At 40.3% G+C, this 24,212-nt stretch carries 23 protein-coding genes; 20 read left to right on the forward strand and 3 right to left on the reverse strand.

The window, feature by feature from the left end:
- Nucleotide 1: 1 nt before the first annotated feature.
- The 9 genes from cyoA (at nucleotide 2) to dnaB (ending at nucleotide 8,021) form a co-directional block, all read left to right on the forward strand.
- Nucleotides 2-1,075: a ubiquinol oxidase subunit II gene (gene cyoA / locus FTT70_RS06835; RefSeq protein WP_004973169.1), complete on the forward strand. Its 1,074-nt coding sequence runs from the start codon at nucleotides 2-4 to the stop codon at nucleotides 1,073-1,075.
- 3 nt (nucleotides 1,076-1,078) lie between these two features.
- Nucleotides 1,079-3,067: a cytochrome o ubiquinol oxidase subunit I gene (gene cyoB, locus FTT70_RS06840; protein ID WP_096900904.1), complete on the forward strand. Its 1,989-nt coding sequence runs from the start codon at nucleotides 1,079-1,081 to the stop codon at nucleotides 3,065-3,067.
- 3 nt (nucleotides 3,068-3,070) lie between these two features.
- On the forward strand, nucleotides 3,071-3,688 hold the full coding sequence (cyoC, locus tag FTT70_RS06845) for a cytochrome o ubiquinol oxidase subunit III (RefSeq protein WP_096900905.1): 618 nt from the start codon (nucleotides 3,071-3,073) through the stop codon (nucleotides 3,686-3,688).
- Nucleotides 3,688-4,014, forward strand: a complete 327-nt coding sequence (locus FTT70_RS06850; protein ID WP_004973158.1) for a cytochrome o ubiquinol oxidase subunit IV — start codon at nucleotides 3,688-3,690, stop codon at nucleotides 4,012-4,014. Before cyoC ends, FTT70_RS06850 begins: the two co-directional genes overlap by 1 nt.
- A gap of 10 nt (nucleotides 4,015-4,024) precedes the next feature.
- Complete coding sequence (cyoE, locus tag FTT70_RS06855) at nucleotides 4,025-4,903, forward strand: heme o synthase (RefSeq protein ID WP_004973155.1); 879 nt, start codon at nucleotides 4,025-4,027, stop codon at nucleotides 4,901-4,903.
- A 354-nt stretch (nucleotides 4,904-5,257) separates the two neighbouring features.
- Nucleotides 5,258-5,647 (forward strand): 30S ribosomal protein S6, encoded by a 390-nt coding sequence (gene rpsF, locus FTT70_RS06860; RefSeq protein WP_004973153.1) that lies wholly within the window; start codon nucleotides 5,258-5,260, stop codon nucleotides 5,645-5,647.
- A gap of 11 nt (nucleotides 5,648-5,658) precedes the next feature.
- Nucleotides 5,659-5,886: a 30S ribosomal protein S18 gene (rpsR, locus tag FTT70_RS06865; protein WP_004719336.1), complete on the forward strand. Its 228-nt coding sequence runs from the start codon at nucleotides 5,659-5,661 to the stop codon at nucleotides 5,884-5,886.
- A gap of 9 nt (nucleotides 5,887-5,895) precedes the next feature.
- Nucleotides 5,896-6,342: a 50S ribosomal protein L9 gene (gene rplI, locus FTT70_RS06870; protein ID WP_004973150.1), complete on the forward strand. Its 447-nt coding sequence runs from the start codon at nucleotides 5,896-5,898 to the stop codon at nucleotides 6,340-6,342.
- Nucleotides 6,343-6,575: 233 nt separating this feature from the next.
- Nucleotides 6,576-8,021 (forward strand): replicative DNA helicase, encoded by a 1,446-nt coding sequence (dnaB, locus tag FTT70_RS06875; protein WP_004973149.1) that lies wholly within the window; start codon nucleotides 6,576-6,578, stop codon nucleotides 8,019-8,021.
- Nucleotides 8,022-8,042: 21 nt separating this feature from the next.
- On the opposite strand, the gene FTT70_RS06880 is transcribed toward dnaB, so the two are convergent.
- Nucleotides 8,043-8,609, reverse strand: a complete 567-nt coding sequence (locus FTT70_RS06880) for a hypothetical protein (protein ID WP_026438364.1) — start codon at nucleotides 8,607-8,609, stop codon at nucleotides 8,043-8,045.
- Between the two features lie 466 nt (nucleotides 8,610-9,075).
- On the opposite strand from FTT70_RS06880, the gene alr reads away from it, so the two are divergent.
- From alr to FTT70_RS06905, 5 genes are all read left to right on the forward strand, one after another.
- The gene (gene alr, locus FTT70_RS06885) at nucleotides 9,076-10,152 is read left to right on the forward strand and encodes an alanine racemase (RefSeq protein WP_180168436.1); all 1,077 of its coding nucleotides are present in this window, start codon (nucleotides 9,076-9,078) and stop codon (nucleotides 10,150-10,152) included.
- Between the two features lie 530 nt (nucleotides 10,153-10,682).
- On the forward strand, nucleotides 10,683-11,429 hold the full coding sequence (locus tag FTT70_RS06890) for a beta-ketoacyl-ACP reductase (RefSeq protein WP_004973144.1): 747 nt from the start codon (nucleotides 10,683-10,685) through the stop codon (nucleotides 11,427-11,429).
- Between the two features lie 51 nt (nucleotides 11,430-11,480).
- Nucleotides 11,481-11,825, forward strand: coding sequence for a phasin family protein (locus FTT70_RS06895; RefSeq protein ID WP_004973142.1), 345 nt, complete (start codon nucleotides 11,481-11,483; stop codon nucleotides 11,823-11,825).
- Between the two features lie 125 nt (nucleotides 11,826-11,950).
- Nucleotides 11,951-13,723 carry a class I poly(R)-hydroxyalkanoic acid synthase gene (locus FTT70_RS06900; RefSeq protein ID WP_180168437.1) on the forward strand — a complete coding sequence of 591 codons (1,773 nt, stop codon included), beginning with the start codon at nucleotides 11,951-11,953 and terminating at the stop codon, nucleotides 13,721-13,723.
- Nucleotides 13,724-13,805: 82 nt separating this feature from the next.
- Nucleotides 13,806-14,984 carry an acetyl-CoA C-acetyltransferase gene (locus FTT70_RS06905; protein ID WP_004973139.1) on the forward strand — a complete coding sequence of 393 codons (1,179 nt, stop codon included), beginning with the start codon at nucleotides 13,806-13,808 and terminating at the stop codon, nucleotides 14,982-14,984.
- 166 nt (nucleotides 14,985-15,150) lie between these two features.
- Here FTT70_RS06905 and FTT70_RS06910 read toward each other — a convergent pair whose 3' ends face one another.
- Nucleotides 15,151-15,750 (reverse strand): hypothetical protein, encoded by a 600-nt coding sequence (locus FTT70_RS06910; protein ID WP_004973138.1) that lies wholly within the window; start codon nucleotides 15,748-15,750, stop codon nucleotides 15,151-15,153.
- A 398-nt stretch (nucleotides 15,751-16,148) separates the two neighbouring features.
- On the opposite strand from FTT70_RS06910, the gene FTT70_RS13580 reads away from it, so the two are divergent.
- Nucleotides 16,149-17,147: a YafY family protein gene (locus FTT70_RS13580; protein ID WP_004973137.1), complete on the forward strand. Its 999-nt coding sequence runs from the start codon at nucleotides 16,149-16,151 to the stop codon at nucleotides 17,145-17,147.
- A gap of 347 nt (nucleotides 17,148-17,494) precedes the next feature.
- On the opposite strand, the gene mnmG is transcribed toward FTT70_RS13580, so the two are convergent.
- On the reverse strand, nucleotides 17,495-19,375 hold the full coding sequence (gene mnmG, locus FTT70_RS06920; protein ID WP_096900911.1) for a tRNA uridine-5-carboxymethylaminomethyl(34) synthesis enzyme MnmG: 1,881 nt from the start codon (nucleotides 19,373-19,375) through the stop codon (nucleotides 17,495-17,497).
- A gap of 242 nt (nucleotides 19,376-19,617) precedes the next feature.
- Here mnmG and FTT70_RS06925 point away from each other — a divergent pair, with 242 nt between their 5' ends.
- The 5 genes from FTT70_RS06925 (at nucleotide 19,618) to FTT70_RS06945 (ending at nucleotide 24,072) form a co-directional block, all read left to right on the forward strand.
- Nucleotides 19,618-19,974, forward strand: a complete 357-nt coding sequence (locus FTT70_RS06925; RefSeq protein WP_004973135.1) for a hypothetical protein — start codon at nucleotides 19,618-19,620, stop codon at nucleotides 19,972-19,974.
- Nucleotides 19,975-20,161: 187 nt separating this feature from the next.
- Nucleotides 20,162-21,073, forward strand: coding sequence for a bile acid:sodium symporter family protein (locus FTT70_RS06930; RefSeq protein ID WP_178319170.1), 912 nt, complete (start codon nucleotides 20,162-20,164; stop codon nucleotides 21,071-21,073).
- An 88-nt stretch (nucleotides 21,074-21,161) separates the two neighbouring features.
- Complete coding sequence (locus tag FTT70_RS06935) at nucleotides 21,162-22,043, forward strand: bile acid:sodium symporter family protein (protein WP_004973133.1); 882 nt, start codon at nucleotides 21,162-21,164, stop codon at nucleotides 22,041-22,043.
- A 255-nt stretch (nucleotides 22,044-22,298) separates the two neighbouring features.
- Nucleotides 22,299-23,201: a 50S ribosomal protein L11 methyltransferase gene (gene prmA, locus FTT70_RS06940; RefSeq protein WP_004973131.1), complete on the forward strand. Its 903-nt coding sequence runs from the start codon at nucleotides 22,299-22,301 to the stop codon at nucleotides 23,199-23,201.
- A 16-nt stretch (nucleotides 23,202-23,217) separates the two neighbouring features.
- Entirely contained in the window at nucleotides 23,218-24,072 is an 855-nt protein-coding gene (locus FTT70_RS06945) for a DUF3426 domain-containing protein (RefSeq protein ID WP_180168438.1), read from the forward strand.
- Nucleotides 24,073-24,212 lie beyond the last annotated feature (140 nt).

Consider the following 24,212-nt stretch of genomic DNA (forward strand, 5'->3'; position numbering starts at 1 on the left):
AATGAGACAAACGATTTTAGCTGTATTGTCTTTATCTACGATGGCTGCACTCTTAACTGGGTGTGGCGGTGATTTAGTACTTCTGAACTCAAAAGGTCCAGTTGCAGCAGGTCAAAGTAACCTGATGATGACTGCGATTTACCTAATGCTATTGGTGGTTATTCCATCTGCAATTATGGCATTGTGGTTCGGTTGGAAATATCGCGCATCGAATAAAGACGCAGACTATCAACCAACATGGTCACACTCTACTGCAATTGAAATTGTAGTATGGGGTATACCTGTTATTATTATTTGTATTTTAGCTTGGTTAACTTGGTGGGGTTCCCACAAGTACGACCCTTACCGTCCGCTAGAATCCGAAAAAGCTCCTTTAACTGTTCAAGTTATTGCTGAACAATTTAAATGGATCTTCATCTACCCAGAACAGAACATTGCTACTGTTAACGAATTACGCTTCCCAGAGCAAACGCCTGTAAGCTTACGTTTAACATCTAACTTCACAATGAACTCGTTCTTTATCCCTGCATTATCTGGTCAGATTTATGCAATGGCGGGTATGCAAACTCACTTGAACGTTTTAGCAGACAACACGGGCGAATTCCGTGGTTTCTCATCTAACTACTCAGGTTATGGTTTCTCGCAAATGCGCTTTAAAGCTCACTCTGTAACTCAAGCTGATTTTGAGCAATGGGTAACAGCTGTTAAAGCAGGTCAAGGTACGACTATCAATCCTCAAGCTGTTCAAAAAACAGTTTTAGATCAAGCTGAATTTGCTTCTTTACGTGACGGTAACCGTTCACAGAAACAAATTGATGCAATGGTTCGTAACGCCAAAACTGAATTAGAGAAAAAACTTGCTGCAACGGCTTTAAAAGAAGGTCCATATAAGACTCAGCCACATCCTGTGACTTATTACTCTTCTGTTGAGCAAGGCTTGTTTGAATCAGTGATCAATAACTATATGAGTAACTACCATGGTGCTGACCATTCAGCTCCTGTAGTGGCTGGTGAAGCGCCTGCTTCTGAAACTCATGTAGCAGTTGAACATGCGACTGCTTCTCAAGGGGAATAAGACATGAGCTTATTAGGTAAGTTAGGTCCAGATGCAATTCCTTACGATCCAATCGTATTGGTAACTGTTGCAGCGATGATCTTAGGTGGTCTTGCAGCGATTGCTGGTATTACCTACTTCAAAAAATGGGGCTACTTGTGGAACGAATGGTTCACATCTGTAGACCATAAAAAAATTGGTATCATGTATATCTTTGTATCTGTAGTCATGTTACTTCGTGGCTTCGCAGATGCGATCATGATGCGTCTTCAACAGTTCCTTGCGAAAGGTGGTGGTGAAGGTTATTTACACCCAGAACACTATGACCAGATTTTCACCGCACACGGTGTGATCATGATCTTCTTCGTGGCAATGGGTCTTGTTGTTGGCTTAATGAACATCTCTGTACCATTACAGATTGGTGCTCGTGACGTAGCCTTCCCGTTATTAAACTCTTTAAGCTTCTGGTTATTCGCTGGTGCTGCAGGTTTAATGATGGTTTCACTTGCATTAGGTGAATTCGCTGCTACAGGTTGGATGGCTTATCCTCCTCTATCTGGTATCGAATATTCTCCAGGTGTTGGTGTTGACTACTATATTTGGGCACTTCAGGTTTCTGGTCTAGGTACGCTTCTTACTGGTGTTAACTTCTTCGTTACCATCATCAAAATGCGTGCGCCTGGCATGAAACTTATGGACATGCCTGTTTTCACTTGGACAACATTAGTTACTGCGGTACTTATCATTGCAACATTCCCAGTTTTAACTGCGACAATTGCAATGTTAACGCTTGACCGTTACTTCGGTTTCCACTTCTTTACGAACGACATGGGTGGTAGCCCAATGTTGTATGTAAACTTGATTTGGACATGGGGTCACCCAGAAGTTTATATCTTAGTATTACCAGCATTTGGTATTTACTCAGAAGTAACTGCGACTTTTGCTCGCAAAACATTGTTCGGTTACAAATCAATGGTGTACGCAACTGTTGCAATTGGTGTGTTATCACTTGTTGTATGGGTTCACCACTTCTTTACCATGGGTGCAGGTGCCAACGTTAACGCGTTCTTCGGTATCATGACCATGATTATTGCGATTCCTACTGGTGTGAAAATCTTCTCTTGGTTATTCACCATGTACAAGGGTCGTATTACCTACACTACCCCAATGCTTTGGACACTTGGCTTCCTTGTGACTTTTGGTATCGGTGGTTTAACAGGTGTATTAATGGCAGTTCCACCAGCGGACTTCCTTGTACACAACTCTTTATTCCTAATTGCTCACTTCCATAACGTAATTATTGGTGGTGTAGTATTCGCGATGTTCGCAGGTATCATTTACTACTGGCCAAAAATGTTTGGTTGGAGACTCAATGAAACTTGGGGTAAAGCAGCATTCTGGTTCTGGTTCTTCGGTTTCTACTTTGCATTCATGCCACTTTATATCCTTGGTTTCATGGGTATGACTCGTCGTTTGAATACATATGACAACCCAGAATGGGATCCATACTTGGCAATTGCGTTCTTCGGTTCTGTGTTAATTGCTATTGGTCTATTCTGCTTCGTTATGCAGATTGTGGTTGGCTTCCTACAACGCAACCAACGCTTAGACCTTACTGGAGATCCATGGGATGGCCGTACGCTTGAGTGGGCTACTTCTTCTCCAGCACCGTTCTATAACTTTGCTCACCTTCCAAAGATCAATGGTATTGATACTTTCTGGACTGACAAAGAAAATGGTGTTGCATACGCTCGTCCAACTAAGTATGAAGATGTCCATATGCCAACTAACCGTGCAGCTGGCTTCATAATTGCAATGTTTATTACAACTATGGGCTTCGCATTAATCTGGCATATTTGGTGGCTAGCAATCGTTACGTTCATTGCGGCAATCATCAGCTTCATCGTGAGTTCTTTCACGAAGAAAGTGGACTACTATGTTCCTGCTGCTGAAGTTGAGCGTATTGAAAACGAACGCTATGCGATCCTTGAAAAACACTTGAAGAAGGACTAAGACATGGCTGAAGTACTTCATCACGACAACCACGGACATGATGATCATCACCACGATGATACGGACATCACCGTCTTTGGTTTCTGGACCTACTTGATGAGTGACCTTGTAATTTTCGGTACACTCTTCATCGCGTTCGCTGTATTAAGTAGCCACGTTCCAGTAGGCACTCCAACAGCTAAAGATTTGTTTGGCGAGTCATTAGGCTTCGTTTTAACAGAAACTTTTGCCCTGTTGATTTCTTCTGTAACTTTCGGTTTTGCCGTTTTAGCTGCTTACAAGAAAGATGTTGCTAAAGTTCTAACTTGGTTAGGCGTGACTTGGGTTTTCGGTGCGATCTTTATTGGTATGGAACTTTATGAGTTCAACCATTTAGTTCACGCTGGACATGGTCCAAGTACGAGTGCGTTCTTATCTGCGTTCTTTACTTTGGTTGGTACGCACGGTATTCACGTAACTTCAGGTTTAGTTTGGATGATCGTGTTAATGGTTCAAATCAAGAAATATGGTTTGACTATTCCGAACATGCGTCGTTTAGCTTGCCTAAGCTTGTTCTGGCACTTCCTTGACATCGTTTGGATCTGTGTATTCAGCGTAGTTTACTTGATGGGAGTTCTCTAATGAGTCACGATCACAACTCTGCTGGTGCATCACACGGTAACACTAAGCAATATACGATTGGCTTTATCCTTTCTGTTATCCTTACCATTATTCCTTTTGGTATGGTTATGGCAGGTGGTTTTGGCCGTGGTATTTTGATTACTGTTATTTCGATTACAGCAGTTGCTCAGATTCTTATTCAATTAATTTATTTCTTGCATATGAATTCTTCTTCAGAGCAACGTTGGAACGTGATTGCATTCGTGTATACCATTCTGACCATTGCCATCCTTTTGGTTGGTTCTGTATGGATCATGAACTACCTACACTACAACATGATGATCTAAACTGGTTGTCATGCTGAAAAAGTATTTATTCCTGACAAAGCCAGGAATTCTCTTTGGTAATTTTATTACCACTTTGGGTGGCTACTTTGTAGCTGCCCAAGGTTCTGTAGATTTCCTTCTCCTACTGCTTACTCTGCTTGGTACAACGCTTGTTGTCGCCTCAGGATGTGTGGTCAACAATATTATTGACCAAGACATCGACCAAAAAATGCAACGCACACAAAACCGTGCTTTAGTGAAAAAAACTGTTTCTGTTCCTATTGCGCTGATTTATTCAGTGGTATTGGGCATAATTGGTTTTAGCATTTTATGGTTTGGAGTTAACGCATACGCTTTTCTTTTTGCACTGATTGGTTTCGTGGTTTATGTCGGCTTTTACAGTCTATGGACCAAACGCACAACAATTCATCAAACCATTATTGGCAGTATTTCAGGCGCAAGCCCACCTGTCATTGGTTATACCGCTGTTGCAAATCAATTTGACTTAGCTGCACTACTTATCTTTTTAGGTTATGCACTTTGGCAAATGCCCCACTCTTGGGCGATTGCAATTTACCGTTTTGATGATTACAAAAATGCGGGGATTCCAATTTTGCCAGTTGCTCGTTCAATTTTACGAACGAAAATTGAATCACTAATTTATGTGGTGTTATTTACCGTTGCCATGAATGGACTGTTTGTATTTGGTTATGCAAACTGGCTATATCTGGTTATTTTGAATGCACTTTGTATTTATTGGTTCTATATTGGCGTCATTGGCTTCAAAGCAGAAAATGATCAATTATGGGCAAAACGCTTTTTCCTATTTTCGGTTATTTTAATTACTGTTGTGAGTTTATGTTTTAGCTTTACAGCAACCGCACCAAGCACGCAAATCATACTTTTTTAAAAGATAGAGTTTAGCTCTATCTTTTAATGGAGTGCCTACCCTCTCCACACTTCAATATTTAAATAATAACAATTTATCTGTCTTTGAATTATTCGTCCTTAATAATTTTTGCATTAAACACTCTAAAAGTTAGTGACATACAAATACAAAGTATAAAATTTAAATTCCAATCATAGATGCAAAATATTACATTCCCTTTTTACCCAAGCCGATCTTTTCTTAGACCAAGCCTTGTATTTACTTGGTAAAAGCTCTAAAATTCACGCTTCGCAATTTTGCGACACAACTTCGGTTGTGACTCCTTGCTTCTGGCTCAATTTAGTCAGGGGCTGCATAAACCGTAAGGAGCTGACAATGCGTCACTACGAAATCGTACTTTTGGTACACCCAGACCAAAGCGATCAAGTTGTGGGTATGGTAGAACGTTACCTAACTCACATCAAAGAAGCTGAAGGTCAAATTCACCGTTTAGAAGATTGGGGCCGTCGTCAATTGGCTTACCCAATTAACAAAATTCACAAAGCGCACTACATTCTTATGAACGTTGAATGTGGTCAAACTACGCTTGACGAGTTAGAAGAATTGTTCCGTTATAACGACGCGATCCTTCGTAGCTTGATCATCCGTCGTGAAAACGCTATCACTGAAGAGTCATTATTGGCTAAGAGTGCTGAAGAAAAACGTGCGCGTAAAGCTCAACGTGAAGAAGCACAACACGCTAACCAAGACTCTGCTGAAGCTTAAGGAGAACATCAATGGCACGTTTTTACCGTCGTCGCAAGTTCTGCCGCTTTACAGCTGAGAACGTTACGTACATCGACTACAAAGATATCGATACACTAAAACAGTACATCACTGAAAATGGCAAGATTGTTCCTAGCCGTATTACAGGTACTAAAGCTCGTTACCAACGTCAATTAGCGCTTGCTATTAAACAAGCTCGCTACTTAGCGTTGATCCCTTACACTGACAATCATAAGTGAGGTTGAGCTGTGGATATTATCTTATTACAACGCATTAAGAACCTTGGTAAATTAGGCGATAAAGTTTCAGTTAAAGCTGGTTACGGCCGTAACTACTTGATCCCTCAAGGTAAAGCAGTTGCTGCAACTGAAGCAAACACTGCAGCATTTGAAGCTCGTCGTGCTGAACTTGAGAAGCAAGAAGCTGAAATTTTAGCTGCTGCTCAAGCACGTGCTGACCAATTGAACGAAGTTAACATCGTAATCACTGCTAAAGCTGGTGATGAAGGTAAACTTTTCGGTTCTATCGGTACTCGTGACATCGCTGACGCGTTAACGAATGCTGGTCTTGAAGTTGACCGTGCAGAAGTTCGTTTACCAAACGGTGCGCTTCGTCACACTGGTGAATTCAACATCGCAATCCAATTGCACCATGATGTTGTTGCTGAAGTTCTCGTTACTATCGTATCTGAGTAATTTTCTGCAAAAGAAAAGAGCATGCCTAATCGCATGCTCTTTTTTTGTCTTTAGAATATACAGTTAGTACAATTTTCCTAAATCGATCTATACGCTTTGACTTATCCTTCACCAAAATCTACTCGCTTTTTTTTCTAGAGGGCGTATCATCGGGAAGTGGAAAGAATATGAGTTTCAAGTTCTATCCCCCGTGCATTATTCAGCATTTACTGTTTTAAAAATCAGGGATTTATATGTCACAGGCGACTGCTAGCGCAAAGCAACATACTGCAAAGTCTGATCTAAAACCAAATGAGAACAGCCCGCTTAAAGAGTTTCGTACCCCACCGCATAACTTAGCCATCGAACAAGCTGTTTTGGCTGCGTTGATGACTGTAGCCGAATCTTTTGAACAAGTGGGTGATGTATTACAAGAATCTGATTTTTACGCGACACGCCACAAATATATTTTCCGCGCTATTGATTCTTTATCTAAAGAAAACTCACCTTATGATGCTGTTTTGGTGAATGACTGGCTGATTAAACAAAATTTACTCGAAGCTGCGGGCGGTGAAGAATATTTAATGCAGCTCATGGCAGACTCACCTTCTAGTTTTTATAACCTAGAAACCTATGCCACGAAAATTAAAGAATTCTCAACCCTCAGAAACATGATTAAAGTCAGTTCTGAAATTTTACAAAATGCCTATGACACCAAAGGGCGTAGTGTAAGTGAGATTTTAGATTTGGCTGAAACTAATATTTTCCAAATTGCCGAACAACACAATAACAATGCCAAAGCGCAAGGCCCAAAAGCCATTTCGAGTGTGGTTGCCGATGTATTCGATAAACTTGATGAACTTTCTAAAATGGAAGGCAATATTACAGGTTTAACCACAGGCTTTGTGGAGTTAGATAATAAAACTTCGGGCATGCAAGCGGGTGATTTGATTATTGTCGCTGCGCGTCCATCTATGGGTAAAACCACCTTTGCCATGAATTTGGTTGAAAGTGTTTTGTTTAACAATGACTTACCTGCCCTTGTCTACTCTATGGAAATGCCTGCAGACTCAATTGCAATGCGTTTGATTTCTGCATACGGCAAAGTGCATCAAGGGAACTTACGTTCAGGTAAACTCAGTGGCGATGAATGGTCAAAAGTCACAGGCACGATTTTACAACTGCAAGAAAAGCATTTGTATATTGATGACTCATCTGCCCTACCACCTACGGAAGTACGTGCACGTGCACGACGCATTGCCAAACAACATGGCGGTAAAATTGGCTGCATCATGGTCGATTATTTGCAGTTAATGAAAGTTCCAGGCATGGGCGATAACCGTGTCGGCGAAATCTCAGAAATTTCACGTAGCTTAAAAGCCTTGGCCAAAGAGATGAACTGCCCTGTGATTGCTTTGTCACAGCTCAACCGCTCATTAGAGAACCGACCTAATAAACGCCCTGTGATGTCTGACTTGCGTGAATCTGGTGCAATTGAGCAGGATGCGGATTTAATCATGTTTATTTACCGCGACGAAGTTTACAATAAAGAATCTAAAGAAGCAGGTACTGCCGAAATTATTATTGGTAAACAGCGTAACGGCCCAATTGGTACGGTACGTCTTGCTTTTGAAGGGCAATATACGCGTTTTAGTAACTTATCTCCTGAGTATTATGCTCAGTATGATGATGAAGAGTAATGCTTGCATTGCTCTTTTTTATTAAAACCATGTTTTAATCTGACTTATTAACTTTGCCCACCATAGTTTCCAACTTGAGAGTAAATTATAATCTTGACTATTTTCTTCCATTTCAAGTGATGGAAATGCTTTATTTAATTGCTTGCATGTCGGATACTTTTGTTGCAGTTGCGCCAAATAATGTGTCTGATCATAGTCTATAAAACCATCTAAAATCCCAACCTCTGATCTATCGACTGTAGAACAATTTGAGGTCTGCTTATTCCAAGCTAAAAATGGGACAATCGGTTTAGATAAAACAAGCTGGTCATTCTTACAGTTTAATGTTGCAAATGAAACTACTTGATATTGCTGGGGTTTAGCACCATCTGGTGCATAAGCTAAACCAATAATTAATTGGTTTTTAGCTGTACTTTTACCTGAAAATCCACTGTACCATTGAGTAGGCTTTTTATATTTAACCTCATCTAGTATTGAGCGAAAAATAAATTGACCTGAACTGAGTTCAAAAATGAAGTCTGAACTCTCCTGTACTGCCAGTGAACCTTGGTAACGGGCAATAAAAACGTCATTGGGTGAATGTGGCATACAAGCCATAACTGACTGACAAAAAAATAAAGTACTCCATCCCAGATAACAAAATATTTTCATCATTTATTCAACATATCCAAGTTTAAAATGCATTGTTTAATCTCTCTTTGAGTTCATTTAAATTACGAACCCACTCTCCACAATCATCTGAATCTTGCCATAACTCGTACAGTTTAGAATTTCCTGAGTGAGAGCATCTAACACCATAATAGCTTTTAGAACGTATAGTTTTATATGAAAAATAAAGTCTGAAACTTTTACAAATTATTTGCAATCAATAACCTAATAGATTTTTCGATCTTAAATTAATTTATGATCAAAAACTTAAATGTTCATGTCTATTTGAGGTTGATAGGTCTACAATAGTGAATATTTTTAAATAGAACTATTTTTAGTATTTATTTATCACTCCACAGTGTATCTAACACAAATTACCAATTGTCATTCCCAAGGAGTATTTAGGGTGCGCCAAGCAACAGTTTATATTGACAGTCAGGCACTGCAATATAATTTAAACCGTGTCAAACAACTTGCCCCAACAGCAAAAATTGTTAGCATGGTCAAGGCCAATGCTTACGGACATGGTGTAAAAGACTGCTTAGCAGCTTTAAAAGACAGCGATGCCTTTGGTGTCGCTTGCGTTGAAGAAGCCTTAGAAATTCGTGAATTGGGATATACGCAGCCCATCACCCTGATTGAAGGTGTTTTTTCTGCCGATGAAATGCAAAGTGTGTTGGCACACAAATTGGAATGTGTAGTGCATCATCAAGCACAGCTCGATTGGCTACTACAACATAAAGCTGATTATATCGCACAAGGCTTAAAAGTCTGGGTCAAACTCAACAGCGGCATGAATCGTTTAGGTTTTAAAATTCCTGAAATTATTGATGTGATTCACATGCTCAAAGCCGAAGGTTTTACCTGTGTGTTGACCATGCATTTTGCCAATGCCGATGGCGACCATGCTTTGAATGATCAACAAGTCGCACAATTTTTGCATATCAAAGACAATTGCAGCCCTATTCTTGCTTCTTGCTGCAACTCTGCTGCAATCTATCGTTATCCCGAATTGCATTTTGATTATGTACGCCCAGGCATTATGCTTTACGGTGCAACGCCTTTTGCCGCACATAATGTGCATACACTCGACTTAAAGCCTGTGATGACTTTAAGCGCAGAAGTGATCGCACTAAATGAAATTGATGCAGGCGAACACGTCGGCTACGGTTCAACCTTTACTGCAGAACAAGCCATGCAAATTGCGATTGTTTCAATTGGCTATGGCGATGGTTATCCACGTACATTTGTTCAGCCAAATTTTGTTGCGATTGGTGCAAAATTAACGCCTGTGCTTGGTCGTGTGTCTATGGATATGATTGCCATTGATGTCACAGGTTTAGACGTTGAATTAGGCACACAAGTTGAACTATGGGGCAAACACCGTTTGGTGGATGATGTTGCCACAGCCAATGGTACCATTGGCTATGAGTTGTTGTGTCGTTTAAGCCCTCGCCCACAGCGCAAGGCAACCAGCATTTAACTTTCTTTTTTCGATCTGTTGCATGTAGCAGTTTTGCTGCATGCAATCGTCTAAGCCATTCTCTTTTTCTTTCTTATATTTTTCTTTTCGCTTTTTATTTTCTTAAATTCACTTTATTTCCATTCATATTGATAAAAATTTGTGGTCACCCACATTTGCATTTAGCGCTTTACAGTCATCCAAATATTTAGCTGAAAATCACACTCAAAATCTCAAGAAAAAACAATATGCTCGCGCACTGTCTTTAAACTGCCACATCGCTTCAAATTCATGGATTAATCACATTTCACCAGTTCTCAGAAGTTTGTGCTGCGCGCTACGATGAATCAATGACTTCACGACTATTTAAGCCATTTATAAAAGCATCCACATGATAAGAAAATAATCTATTACCAATATTTGTTTACTTTTGACTTCAAAGCATCATCAAACTGCAGCCTCTTTGAAATATAAAACGCTTAATTTCTAAACAAGAATAAAGAGGAAAAACTCCTTAATTTTTATAATCTTATTCTGCTTAGGAAAAGAATATGTCTGAACAAAAAGTAGCTTTAGTGACGGGTGCATTAGGTGGTATTGGCAGTGAGATTTGCCGTCAACTGGTTACAGCAGGCTATAAAATTATTGCAACGGTTGTACCAAGAGAAGAAGATCGCGAAAAGCAATGGCTTAAAGACGAAGGCTTTACAGAAAGTGATGTGCGCTTTGTTTTAACCAACTTAAATGAGCATGAAGCGGCTACAGCAGCCATTCAAGAAGCAATTGATGCTGAAGGTCGTGTAGATGTGTTGGTCAACAATGCTGGTATTACCCGCGATGCAACTTTCAAAAAAATGAGCTATACGCAGTGGTCTGAAGTGATTGAAACCAACTTAAAAACACTTTTTACCGTGACTCAGCCTGTATTTAACAAAATGTTAGAACAAAAGTCTGGTCGCATTGTGAACATTAGTTCGGTGAACGGTTTAAAAGGTCAATTTGGTCAAGCCAACTACTCTGCAACTAAGGCAGGCATCATCGGCTTTAGCAAAGCTTTGGCGCAAGAAGGCGCACGTTCAAATATCTGCGTGAACGTCGTTGCACCAGGTTATACCGCAACCCCGATGGTCACAGCCATGCGCGAAGAAGTAATTAAAAGCATTGAAGCACAAATTCCTCTGCAACGTCTTGCCGCCCCTACCGAAATTGCGGCAGCAGTTATGTATTTAGTGAGTGATCATGCTGCATACGTAACAGGCGAAACCTTATCAATCAACGGCGGCTTATACATGCACTAAGCGTGTAACACCTCATTTTAATCTACAAGTTTATTTACTGGAGTGACACCCATGCTATACGGCGACTTATTTTCAAACATGAATGCTCAATACAAAAACGTGTTTGAACCGTACACCAAATTCAACAGTATAGTTGCAAAAAATTTTGCTAACTTAACCAACCTACAATTAGAAGCAGCACGCAACTATGCCAACATTGGTTTAGCACAAATGTTTGCCAATAGCGAAGTGAAAGACATGCAAAGCATGGTGAACTGCACCACCAAGCAATTAGAAACTATGAACAAACTCAGTCAGCAAATGATTGAAGATGGCAAAAAATTAGCAACACTGACTTCAGAAGTCAAAGCAGAATTTGAAAAGTTAGTCAGCGATTCAATGCCAAATAATAAATAAACACTGCTCTGAAAACCATGCGTTATCAGGACGAATGTTACGGGGAAGTGTGAAAATTTCCCCGTTTTAGTTTCAGCCTTGCACTCAATTTGATTGCTAAAAGCCATGTGCCATGGAGCGATGAAATGAAACAGAACTCATTTCAATTCAAAGAAAATATATTACAATTTTTCTCTAGCCACGATGATATCTGGAAAAAACTACAAGAATTTTATTATGGGCAAAGCCCTATTAATGACGCCTTAACACAGCTCAACAAAGAAGATATGTCGATGTTCTTTGAAGCTTTGTCTAAAAATCCAGCACGCTTGATGGAAATGCAATGGAGCTGGTGGCAAGGTCAAATGCAAATCTACCAAAATGTGATGATGCGCAGTGTGGCAAAAGACATCGAACCATTCATTCAACCTGAAAGTGGTGATCGTCGTTTTAACAGCCCATTATGGCAAGAACAACCCAATTTTGACCTGTTATCGCAGTCATATTTGTTGTTTAGCCAACTGGTACAAAATATGGTGGATGTCGTAGAAGGCATTCCAGACAAAGTGCGTTACCGCCTTCACTTTTTTACCCGCCAAATGATTAATGCTTTATCACCAAGCAATTTTCTTTGGACTAACCCTGAAGTGATTCAGCAAACCATTACCGAACAAGGTGAAAACCTTGTCCGTGGCATGCAAATTTTCCATGATGATGTGGTCAATAGCGGAAAATATTTATCTATTCGCATGGTCAATAGTGACTCTTTTAGCTTGGGTAAAGATTTAGCCTACACGCCAGGTGCAGTGGTATTTGAAAATGAAATTTTCCAGTTGTTGCAATATGAAGCAACCACAGAAAATGTATATCAAACTCCGATTCTAATCGTGCCGCCATTTATTAATAAATATTATGTGCTGGATTTACGCGAACAAAACTCATTGGTGAACTGGTTACGTCAGCAAGGTCATACGGTCTTTTTAATGTCTTGGCGTAACCCAAATGCTGAACAAAAAGAACTCACTTTCGCTGATCTGATCACCGCAGGTGCGGTTGAAGCTTTGCGTGTTATTGAAGAAATTACAGGAGAAAAAGAAGCCAACTGTATCGGCTATTGTATTGGTGGTACTTTACTTGCTGCAACGCAGGCTTATTACGTGGCAAAACGCCTGAAAAGTCATGTGAAATCTGCCACGTATATGGCAACCATTATCGACTTTGAAAACCCAGGCAGCTTAGGCGTATTTATTAATGAACCTGTGATTAATGGTTTAGAAACCTTAAATAATCAATTCGGTTATTTTGATGGTCGCCAATTGGCAGTTACGTTCAGTTTGTTACGTGAAAATACCCTGTACTGGAACTACTACATCGAGAACTATTTAAAAGGCAAAGAGCCTTCAGATTTCGATATTTTGTATTGGAACAGCGACGGCACCAATATTCCTGCCAAAATTCATAATTTCTTATTGCGTAATTTGTATTTGAATAATGAATTGATTTCACCAAACGCAGTGAAAGTAAACGGTGTTGGACTCAACCTTTCTCGTGTCAAAACACCAAGCTTCTTTATTGCAACGCAGGAAGATCATATCGCACTTTGGGATACAAGCTTCCGTGGTGCAGATTACTTAGGCGGTGAATCTACACTGGTACTTGGTGAATCTGGACACGTGGCAGGCATTGTGAATCCGCCAAGTCGTAATAAATACGGCTGCTATACCAACTCTGCCAAGTTTGAAAATACCAAGCAATGGCTAGATGGTGCAGAGTATCATCCTGAGTCTTGGTGGCTACGCTGGCAGGCTTGGGTTACACTGTATGCAGGCCAACAATTCCCTGCCCGTGCCTTAGGTAATGCACAATATCCAACAATAGAAGCAGCACCAGGTCGCTATGTTTTGGTAAATTTATTTTAATCAGTCATATAACATCAGTAATGCACATGCTATATATCATGTGCATCCACAGAAACGTGAACATAAGATTTAAGGATATAAAATGAAAGATGTTGTCATTGTTGCTGCAAAACGTACTGCAATTGGTAGCTTTTTAGGTAGCCTCGCTTCTTTATCTGCACCACAATTGGGGCAAACAGCAATTCGTGCGGTATTAGACAGTGCCAAAGTACAGCCTGAACAAGTCGATCAGGTGATTATGGGCAACGTACTCACTACAGGTGTAGGACAAAACCCTGCACGCCAAGCCGCAATTGCTGCAGGTATTCCTGTGCAAGTACCTGCATCAACGCTTAACGTGGTGTGTGGTTCAGGTTTACGTGCCGTACATTTGGCTGCACAAGCGATTCAGTGTGATGAAGCAGAAATTGTGGTTGCTGGTGGTCAAGAATCAATGTCACAAAGCGCACACTATATGCAATTGCGAAACTGTCAAAAAATGGGGAATGCCCAGTTGATCGACAGCATGGTGGCTGATGGTTTAACCGATGCCTATAACCAATATCACATGGGTATTACTGCAGAAAATATTGTAGAAAAACTTGGTTTAAACCGTGAAGAACAAGACCAATTGGCACTGACTTCACAACAACGCGCGGCTGCAGCACAAGCGGCTGGTAAATTTAAAGATGAAATTGCGGCTGTAAGCATTCCACAGCGTAAAGGCGACCCAATTGTATTTGCTGAAGATGAATACATCAAAGCCAATACTACCCTTGAAAGCCTGAATAAATTACGCCCTGCGTTCAAAAAAGATGGCAGCGTAACCGCAGGTAATGCTTCTGGTATTAACGATGGTGCAGCAGCAGTGTTGATGATGAGTGCAGACAAAGCTGCAGCCTTAGGTCTACAACCTTTAGCACGTATTAAAGCCTATGCAATGTCGGGTATTGAGCCTGAAATTATGGGTCTTGGCCCTGTTGAAGCGGTAAAGAAAACCCTGAATAAAGCAGGCTGGAGCTTAGATCAAGTTGATTTGATTGAAGCTAACGAAGCCTTTGCCGCTCAGGCTTTAGGCGTTGCCAAAGAACTAGGCTTAGACTTAGATAAAGTAAACGTGAATGGCGGTGCAATTGCCCTCGGTCACCCGATTGGTGCTTCTGGTTGCCGTATCCTTGTGACGTTACTACACGAAATGCAACGCCGTGATGCAAAAAAAGGCATCGCAACGCTTTGCGTCGGCGGTGGTATGGGTGTTGCACTTGCGGTTGAACGCGACTAAGTAACCGAGCCGAAAGTACTGCACGAGTCAAAGCTATTGAATTTGATAGCTGTTCAAAGCCAGTAATAAGTTAAGACATAATGGGAGCTTCGGCTTCCACTATTTTTTAACTACACAGAGCTTAAAATAATATTGTTGTCGATTAATTTGACATGACAAGTTCTGCTTAATCCACCGAAAGTAAGTGCTGAATATGATCACTAAAGTGATAAAAATGCATGGTATCGGGTTGCTGTTTCAGCTGTTGCCATGCGTCTACAAACGACGTCCAACCTAAATCTTTTAGGCATTGCACAATCATTTCCAATTGCGACAAAGTCTTTTCAGTCGATTGTTTTAACCGAATTTGTCGGTCTAATTGTTCAATTTTTTGCCCCAATTGGAAAAATAAATATATCTGCTGTGGTTCTGCATCTAATAGTGCTTCGCAGTCTTGTACCACATCACAAATATAACTCGCGTTATCGCACGCATTTTGAATACATTGCTGTAATTCAACATAAGTAGCTTTAGAAAACACCTGTGCCAAGTTTTGAATTTTTGTCCGTGTTTGCTCAAACTGCATCGCAAATGAAGCAGGCTGTTCTTCGTTTAAAATCAATTCATTTAAAGAAGCTGCATCAAATGCAGGCAAACAAAAGGCATGTGCATAAGTCAAAGCAGCATCATTTTGTTTAAATGGAAATTGCTGACATACATATTGAATACGGGTTAAATATCGGGCTAACCAAAAAATTTCTCGCGCATCGCTGCTAGATAAATTCACGGTTGTTTCATCCTCCTAACTCTAAGGTCTGTTGATAATTCATCGCGATAAAGCACCTCAATCGCCTTGCCCAATTAACCTACAGCACTCATCCACTCAGACCGCTTTTATTTACATAAACCTGTATCTACCATACAAAACAATGACGGGTTTTCACTTAAACACAACTATTCAATCTTGCTTTTCTAATTGATCCAAGTATGGCTTGAGGTCATAGTTTCTGATTCACTTCTATTATTTGATTAACTTTGCCCGTCCAAATTTTGTGATATTTACTGCAAAATCTGCGGTTATATTTTGCCCTTTTTCAGTAAAAAACTTGCTAATCATTCCGAGTTTTCTTATTGTGTGGAAGAACAAGTTTTCATCCGTATGAATTGACCTAGTAAATATTGAATATGTCTATACAAGAAAAAGAAACATCGAATAGTTTATATCGCCAATGGCAAATTTTATCGCGCCTTTCTACAGGTAAATGGATGGGCACACGTGAATTACACGATGTCCTGCAACGTGAAGGTATCGACATTAGTTTGCGTACGATTCAACGTGACTTAAATCAAATTTCTCAGCGCTTTCCAATTGAAAGTAATGGTACCGTACCACAAGGTTGGCGCTGGCGTTCAGATGCACCGATTCAAAGTTTACCGCACATGACCAGCTCTCAAGCGGTAACGTTTATGATGGTCGAGGAACATTTAAAACATCTGCTGCCGCCAAGTTTGATTGAAGAAATGAACCCATGGTTTGATTTGGCACGACGCAGTCTATCGACCCAAAACAATGTCCGCCAATGGATTAATCGTGTGCGAATTGTGCCTGCAACACAACCTTTAATTCCACCAGTCGTAGACCGCAATGCACAACAGGCGATATATGAAGGCTTGCTCCAAGACAAACAACTAGAATGTATTTATCAATCACGCAGCAATTCAGGCGAAGAAAAAACTTATGTGCTGAATCCTTTGGCTTTGGTGCAAAAAGGTGCGGTGATTTATTTAATCTGTACTCGATTTGACAAAACCGACATTCAAACCTTTGCCCTGCATCGTTTTAAAGCAGCCAAAGTTTTAGATTCACGCGCCTTGCATCCTGTTAATTTTGATATTGATGCCTATATTGAATCTGGCGAATTAGGTTTTAGAGTCGATTTCAGTAAAGCTACTGAAAATATTCAGCTCAAACTTACCATGCAAAAAGCTGATGCCATATACTTCGATGAAAGCCAATTAAGCAAAGATCAAACTATGGAAACACTGGAAAATGGTAATGTGTTGGTGACTGCCACTGTGCCGTTTACCTCACAATTGGTTTGGTGGTTGCGTAGTTTTGGTAAAAAGCTAATTCAGATTGAACCTGTAGAAGTTGCCAATGCGGTGCATCAAACTCAGGAATAAAAAAGCCCCAAATATATTGGGGCGATAGCATTATCGTTCTCTTTTAAATCAAATTATTGTGATTGCTGATTGAAGTTAAAATTAAAATTGACTCGGCATCGTTCAGCGTGGGCATGCCAGTTCAGCTGTACTATAACGAATGCTTTTTAAAGTCATATTTTGCTCCTATCTATGTTGATAAGTGTCACTTTAAATGCTCCTGATCTAGCTGTGAAATCATAAGATATGCAGTCGAAATCAGATTTATTCTTATACGCAACTTCTTCTTTGCTTAGCATCTGATTTACTTTGGCGCATAAAAAAGCCCGCAATTTAAATTGTGGGCTTCTTCATCAATCCATCAAACCTTAAGCAGATTTACGTGACTGTGCATTTTTACGAATGGTGATCATCACCAATTGAACTGCGGCAGGTGTCACACCTGGAATACGACTGGCTTGTGCCAAAGTTTCAGGCAAAACATGCTTCAATTTTAGCGTGATTTCACGCGATAAACCTGACACTGCATCATAATCAAAATCGGCAGGGATTTTGGTTTCTTCCAAGCGTTTTAATTGTGCGACATCTTCATGCTGACGGTTGATATAACCTGCATATTTCACTGCAATTTCAATTTGATCGCCCACTTGTGCAGAAACGTCTGAACCCGTTAATTCTGCGATTTGCGCAAAACTGATATTTGGACGTTTTAACAGATCAATCGCAGAACATTCTTTGGATAAATCTGCACCTGTCATTTCAACAAATTTTTTACCCATTGGGTTGTTTGGTGCAGCCCACAAATGTTGTAAACGCCCTGTTTCACGTTCTACTGCTTCCATTTTTTCACAGTAAGCTGCCCAACGAGTGTCATCCACCAAACCAAGCTCACGACCAATTGGCGTCAAACGCTGATCGGCATTATCTTCACGCAACATCAAACGGTATTCCGCACGTGAGGTAAACATGCGGTACGGTTCTTTGGTACCTAGCGTGATCAAATCATCAACCAATACACCAATATAAGCTTCGTCACGTTTTGGTGTCCATTGTTCCTGATCCCAAGCGCGACGTGCCGCATTCAAACCAGCTAACACACCTTGCGCACCCGCTTCTTCATAGCCAGTCGTACCATTAATTTGACCTGCAAAATACAAGTTATTAATGGCTTTGGTTTCCAAAGTGAATTTCAAGGCTTGTGGATTGAAGTAATCATATTCAATCGCATAACCTGGACGCAAAATATGCGCATTTTCCATACCACGAATTGAACGAACTAACTCGAACTGCACATCAAACGGTAAAGAGGTTGAAATCCCGTTTGGATACAATTCATGTGTATCTAAACCTTCAGGCTCCAAAAATACCTGATGCGAGTCTTTATCAGAAAAACGGTGAATTTTATCTTCAATCGATGGGCAGTAACGTGGGCCAACACCTTCAATCACACCTGTATACATCGGTGAACGATCTAAACCACCACGAATAATTTCGTGAGTACGTTCATTGGTATGGGTGATATAGCAGTTCACTTGTTCAGGGTGCATCGACACATCACCCATGAATGACATGGTTGGTGATGGGAAATCACCTGGCTGCGGAATCATGACCGAAAAATCGACTGAGCGTGCATCAATACGTGGTGGCGTACCTGTTTTTAAACGCCCAACAGGCAAATTTAATTCACGTAAACGTGCCGCCAAAGCAATTGATGGAGGATCGCCTGCACGACCACCGCTCGATTTTTCTAAACCGATGTGAATCACACCACCCAAGAATGTACCTGTGGTCAATACCACGGTTTTCGCATCAAAACGAATCCCCATTTGAGTGACTACACCTTTTACAGTATCGCCTTCTACAATCAGGTCATCGGCTGCTTGTTGGAAAATATCTAAATTGGCTTGGTTTTCTAAAGTGGCGCGAATCGCAGCTTTAAAGCGAACTCGGTCTGCCTGCGCACGTGTTGCACGAACAGCAGCACCTTTACGCGAGTTTAAAATACGGAATTGAATCCCGCTTTTATCGGCAGCCAATGCCATTGCGCCGCCTAAGGCATCAATCTCACGTACCAAATGCGACTTACCAATCCCGCCAATTGCAGGGTTACAGCTCATCTGCCCTAAAGTCTCAATGTTATGAGTTAAGAGTAAGGTTTGACGACCCATACGTGCTGCTGCAAGCGCCGCTTCGGTGCCTGCGTGACCGCCACCAATAACAATGACATCGTAAACTTTAGGATAGTGCATAATGGTCAATGAGAGATAAAAAATAAAGACGGAATATTATAGCAAAACTTGTGGCATAAGTTGACAGATTCAGTCGATTTTATTGGCTTAACCGCGCTACAAAATTAATATTTTGTAATCCAAATTTGCATTTTTACTGTACATAAAAACATTTAGACCTAAAAATTAACCAGATCACCGTTGTTTTAATTTGTCTATTTTTTATCCTAATAGCACAGATATGAGAAACAAAGGGAAACATCATGAATAAGAAAATTTTGCTGTCCTCTATGCTTTGTGGCTTATTTTTCAGTCCATTTGCAGTGCAGGCAAATGATAAAGTAGAAACCGTCTATAACGCGCAAAAATTCCAGCAAGTCTGTAAAGGTAAAACTCAGGGCGCACCAGTAAGCTTTGCTTATCGTGGGATTATCTGGAATGGTACCTGTGAACCACAATTCTTTAGTTCATCTAAAGCAGTGCAATTACAAGGCAATGAGCCTGAATTATACCGTTCTTGTATGGCAGATGCGCAAAGTACCGTCATTACAGTCAATGGTACTGAGTTAAAAGGCAAATGTGCCTTAGGCTTTACGCCACCACGCCCTGCTGCCATGTGATCAATCACTTAATCTATATTTTCATGAACAGATCGGCTTGTATTCATTCAAACTGAAAGCATGAAAATAACACCAAAGCAGTCATTTATAAGAAGTGACTGCTTTGTTTATTGCACAAGCTCAAAAAACAATTACACTGCAAAGAGAGGGAAAATTATACCCATAAGAAAAAAATAAAGGATGTGCTATGGATTCAGGCTTTTTTACCTTTTTTCTACCACTGACCTTGGCTGTGATGATGATGGGCTTAGGCTTACAACTCACGCCTAAAGACTTTATTCGGGTCAATCAATTTCCTAAAGTCATTTTTTTAACGCTTTTTTCACAATTGGTCATTTTGCCTGTTTTAGCATTTTCAATTTGTTTATTTTTAGAATTGCCACCGCTATTGGCAATTGGCTTAATGCTGCTTGCTGCCTCACCAGGGGGGCCTACTGCGAACTTATTTAGCTATGTCTATAAAGGTGACGTTGCCCTAAATATTACCCTAACCGCAATGAACTCTGTGATGGCAACCTTTACCCTGCCTTTTATTGTTAATTTGTCTTTTCTATATTTTATGACCGATCAACAACAAATTGGCATGCCTATTGAAAAAATGGCACAGGTTTTTTTACTGATTATTGTGCCTGTATGTGTAGGAATGGCGGTGCGTAATGCGATGCCACAAATTGCATTACAGTTGGGCAAACCTATGCGTTTGATGTCCATTTATTTCATTTTCGCTTTATTCTTTTATGCGCTTTTCCGCGAACGCGCCAATGTCTTTGACTATTTCAGTGCAATTGGCATCGCAACTGCACTATTTTGCTTTTTAAGTTTACTTATTGGTTATCTGGTGCCGTATTTGGCGGGTGTGCCTGATCAACAAGCACGCTCCTGTTGTTTTGAAATTGGCATTCATAACACTGCCGTTGCTTTAACCATTGCACTATCAGTTTTGCAAAGCACTGAAATTGCCATTCCTTCTGCGATTTACACCATTTTTATGTATATGTTCAGCTTTATTTTAGGGAGTATGTTAGCTAGACAATCTGCCAAACTTGCCCTTCAAAACAAACAGGAGCAGAGTTTAAACCACAATAAAAATACAATTTAAGATGTGAGCAATATTCAATTAACCACAGATTAAACAAATAGTTAGATATTAAATAGATCATTATAGATGTAAAAACAAAGGAGTGTTTATGGATTCAGGATTAATCACAATATTTTTGCCGCTGGCTTTGGCCGTGGTCATGGCTGGACTTGGCTTAGAACTCACTCCTAACGACTTTAAACGGGTGAGCAAACACCCCAAAGCAGTGTTTATTGCTTTATTTTGTCAATTGGTCGTCCTGACAGCAATTGCATTTTTTATTTGTAAACTGCTGAATTTACCACCATTGCTTGCAGTCGGACTCATGCTACTGGCAGCATCTCCTGGCGGGCCAACAGCCAACTTGTTTAGCTACTTATATAAGGGCGATATTGCCCTAAACATCACCCTTACTGCCGTCAATTCCGTGATTGCAGCATTTACCTTACCACTGATTGTCAACTTTGCCATTCAGCATTTTATGCAGGATGGGCAACAAGTTGGCTTACAATTTGCCAAAGTATTGCAGGTGTTTTTAATTATTATTATCCCTGTCACTTTAGGGATGTTAGTACGCCATTTTAGCCCTCAAACGGCAGACCGCTTAAACAAACCTGTGCGTATTTTTGCTGTGGTTTTTCTAATTGTGATTATTATTGGCGCAATTGCCAAAGAGCGAAACAACATCATGCTTTATTTGGCAGATGTAGGACTTGCCACTGCCCTGTTCTGTGCCTGCAGTTTATTGATTGGTTATTTTGTCCCGCGTTTCTTTGGCGTAAATAGCCAACAAGCCCGAGCCTGCGCCTTTGAAATTGGCATTCACAACAGTACCCTTGCAATGACTATCGCCCTAACCGTTATGTCAAGCTCAACCATTGCCATGCCTGCTGCGGTTTATTCTATTTTCATGTATATTTTTGCCGCAATTTTAGGCACATTACTAAATAAATTTGTGCCGACACCTGCATCGGAGCAATCTGCATCCTAAAACAAGTCTCTCAATCATCCCCAATCCAGCAATTTGACTGTTTTGGGGATGATTGAGCGATGATGGTTCAAACAAATTCTTAACTTATATTTTTTAGAGTTATATTTTTGTCACATTATTCGACTATAAGCATAAAGCGAATTTGAAACTTCCAATCGTATAGAGTTTTCCCTTTCGCAATCCGAATAAAAAATAACAGCGTCTGCAGCAGTTCAGTTACAATAGCGCTTTCGCATTAAATTTTAGGTTATCTCCGTGAAGTGGTTACAAATACATATTACTGTTGATCAAGCGCAAGTCGATTTTACTGAAACCCTGCTCAGTTCATTGGGTGCAGTCAGCGTAACCTTAGATGATGCGGAAAATCAGGACTTACTTGAGCCACTGCCAGGTGAAACACCACTTTGGAACAAAGTCATTGTGACAGGTATTTATGCACAAGACGAAGGTGAAGAAATTGATGTTGCAGCCTTAGAAACCTTTATTCGTGCGCAAATGCCAGATGCCCCTTTACGCAGTGAATTTTTGGAAGATCAGGTTTGGGAACGCTCATGGATGGATTACTACGAGCCAATCCAGATTGCAGAGAAATTCTGGATTGTACCTGAATGGTTAGAACCACCTGAGGCAGATGCAGTCAATATTAAACTTGACCCAGGTTTGGCTTTTGGTACAGGTAACCATGCCAGTACGTTCCTGTGCCTGCAATGGTTAGGTAAAACCAATGTAAAAGATAAAGTCGTGATCGACTACGGTTGTGGTTCAGGTATTTTAGGAGTAGCGGCTTTGTTGCTCGGTGCAAAAAAAGTCTATGCGACTGATATTGACCCGCAAGCAGTTTTAGCGACCAAACAAAATGCAGAACTCAACGGTGTACTTAAAAACTTATATGTGGGACTTCCAGAAGAGTTCAATGAAACCATCGGTAATGAAAAAGCAGACATTTTAGTTGCCAATATTTTGGCAGGCCCATTGATGATGCTTGCGCCAGAGTTTGCAACTTTAATTAAATCTGAGGGCGAGTTCGCACTTGCAGGTGTAATTGAAGAGCAAGTTGCTGAAGTTTCTAGTGTTTATTCTGAATTTTTTGATATAGTACAAGTCGAAAAACGTGAAGAAAACTGGTGTCGAATTTCTGGGAAACGCCATCCCCACTAACTGTAATTTTTGAGTTATGAGTGACAAGCAAACCAAGTGCCCTGAATGCCAAACTGTTTATAAAGTATCCGTTGCGCAGCTGACCGTTGCGCAAGGGATGGTTTGTTGTCCTAAATGCGACAATACCTTTAATGCTCTTTCGCATTTGGTATTTGCCTTTCCTCAAAATAAAAACTCAGTCACATCACAATTACATCACATTCAAAACCGCAGTTTTATGCAGGCAACTGCTGAACTTGCGCAACCGCAACATATTTTAGATATTTTTCAGCGTAAAGTTGAACATTCCAATATTGATCTGAAAACCTATCTGAATAACCTCAATTATTTCAGTACTGAACCGATTGGCAACATTCCTGCCATGAAGTTGTCTGCGCCTGATCTTGAAAGTGAAAAAAAGCATGGCAATGGTTACTACTTACTTTGGGGAATTATTAATCTTTTATTGATTGGCTTGTTGATCTTCCAAATTTTGTGGTTTAACCCAAAGTTTTTAAACAGCAGCCCTGCACTGAATTCTGTGTTTACCCAAGTCTGTCAATTTTTTAACTGTAGCAGTTTAGAAGAACGCTATAGCTTAATTTCAGCAAATCGCGTGAAGGTTAAACGTGTAGATCGTATGAATACACAATTTACGGGTGAGCTGATCAATTACTATGATAAAAGCTTGGCTTTGCCTAATATCAAAGTCACTTTAAAAGAAAAACAACAAACATTATCGACTTACATCTATTCCCCACACGAGTATTTGGTCGAAAGTCTTTCGAGCATTCAACGTATTCCTAAAAACAGTCCATTTAAGTTTGACATTTTAGTTCCAATATCACGAAACGACTTCGATGCCTATACTTTAGAAATTATCAAGCCTTAATTCACAAAAAAATAGTGAAAAAATAGCGAAAAAAATTAAAAAAATTGCAGTTTTCTTGCTCACTTTTTCTCATACAATGGTATCATACGCGCCACGAAAGCTTTGTGCTGCAAACTCCTCGCAAGATTCACAACAAATAT

This window comes from Acinetobacter sp. YH01003, assembly GCF_013420525.1.
GTDB lineage: Bacteria > Pseudomonadota > Gammaproteobacteria > Pseudomonadales > Moraxellaceae > Acinetobacter > Acinetobacter towneri.

Bases quoted from the DNA above. Each gene is read 5' to 3' on its own strand.
- cyoA (WP_004973169.1), top strand. From the start codon at position 2: ATGAGACAAACGATTTTAGCTGTATTGTCTTTATCTACGATGGCTGCA.
- cyoB (WP_096900904.1), top strand. From the start codon at position 1,079: ATGAGCTTATTAGGTAAGTTAGGTCCAGATGCAATTCCTTACGATCCA.
- cyoC (WP_096900905.1), top strand. From the start codon at position 3,071: ATGGCTGAAGTACTTCATCACGACAACCACGGACATGATGATCATCAC.
- FTT70_RS06850 (WP_004973158.1), top strand. From the start codon at position 3,688: ATGAGTCACGATCACAACTCTGCTGGTGCATCACACGGTAACACTAAG.
- cyoE (WP_004973155.1), top strand. From the start codon at position 4,025: ATGCTGAAAAAGTATTTATTCCTGACAAAGCCAGGAATTCTCTTTGGT.
- rpsF (WP_004973153.1), top strand. From the start codon at position 5,258: ATGCGTCACTACGAAATCGTACTTTTGGTACACCCAGACCAAAGCGAT.
- rpsR (WP_004719336.1), top strand. From the start codon at position 5,659: ATGGCACGTTTTTACCGTCGTCGCAAGTTCTGCCGCTTTACAGCTGAG.
- dnaB (WP_004973149.1), top strand. From the start codon at position 6,576: ATGTCACAGGCGACTGCTAGCGCAAAGCAACATACTGCAAAGTCTGAT.
- FTT70_RS06880 (WP_026438364.1), bottom strand. From the start codon at position 8,609: ATGCCACATTCACCCAATGACGTTTTTATTGCCCGTTACCAAGGTTCA.
- FTT70_RS06890 (WP_004973144.1), top strand. From the start codon at position 10,683: ATGTCTGAACAAAAAGTAGCTTTAGTGACGGGTGCATTAGGTGGTATT.
- FTT70_RS06895 (WP_004973142.1), top strand. From the start codon at position 11,481: ATGCTATACGGCGACTTATTTTCAAACATGAATGCTCAATACAAAAAC.
- FTT70_RS06900 (WP_180168437.1), top strand. From the start codon at position 11,951: ATGAAACAGAACTCATTTCAATTCAAAGAAAATATATTACAATTTTTC.
- FTT70_RS06905 (WP_004973139.1), top strand. From the start codon at position 13,806: ATGAAAGATGTTGTCATTGTTGCTGCAAAACGTACTGCAATTGGTAGC.
- FTT70_RS13580 (WP_004973137.1), top strand. From the start codon at position 16,149: ATGTCTATACAAGAAAAAGAAACATCGAATAGTTTATATCGCCAATGG.
- mnmG (WP_096900911.1), bottom strand. From the start codon at position 19,375: ATGCACTATCCTAAAGTTTACGATGTCATTGTTATTGGTGGCGGTCAC.
- FTT70_RS06925 (WP_004973135.1), top strand. From the start codon at position 19,618: ATGAATAAGAAAATTTTGCTGTCCTCTATGCTTTGTGGCTTATTTTTC.
- FTT70_RS06930 (WP_178319170.1), top strand. From the start codon at position 20,162: ATGGATTCAGGCTTTTTTACCTTTTTTCTACCACTGACCTTGGCTGTG.
- FTT70_RS06935 (WP_004973133.1), top strand. From the start codon at position 21,162: ATGGATTCAGGATTAATCACAATATTTTTGCCGCTGGCTTTGGCCGTG.
- FTT70_RS06945 (WP_180168438.1), top strand. From the start codon at position 23,218: ATGAGTGACAAGCAAACCAAGTGCCCTGAATGCCAAACTGTTTATAAA.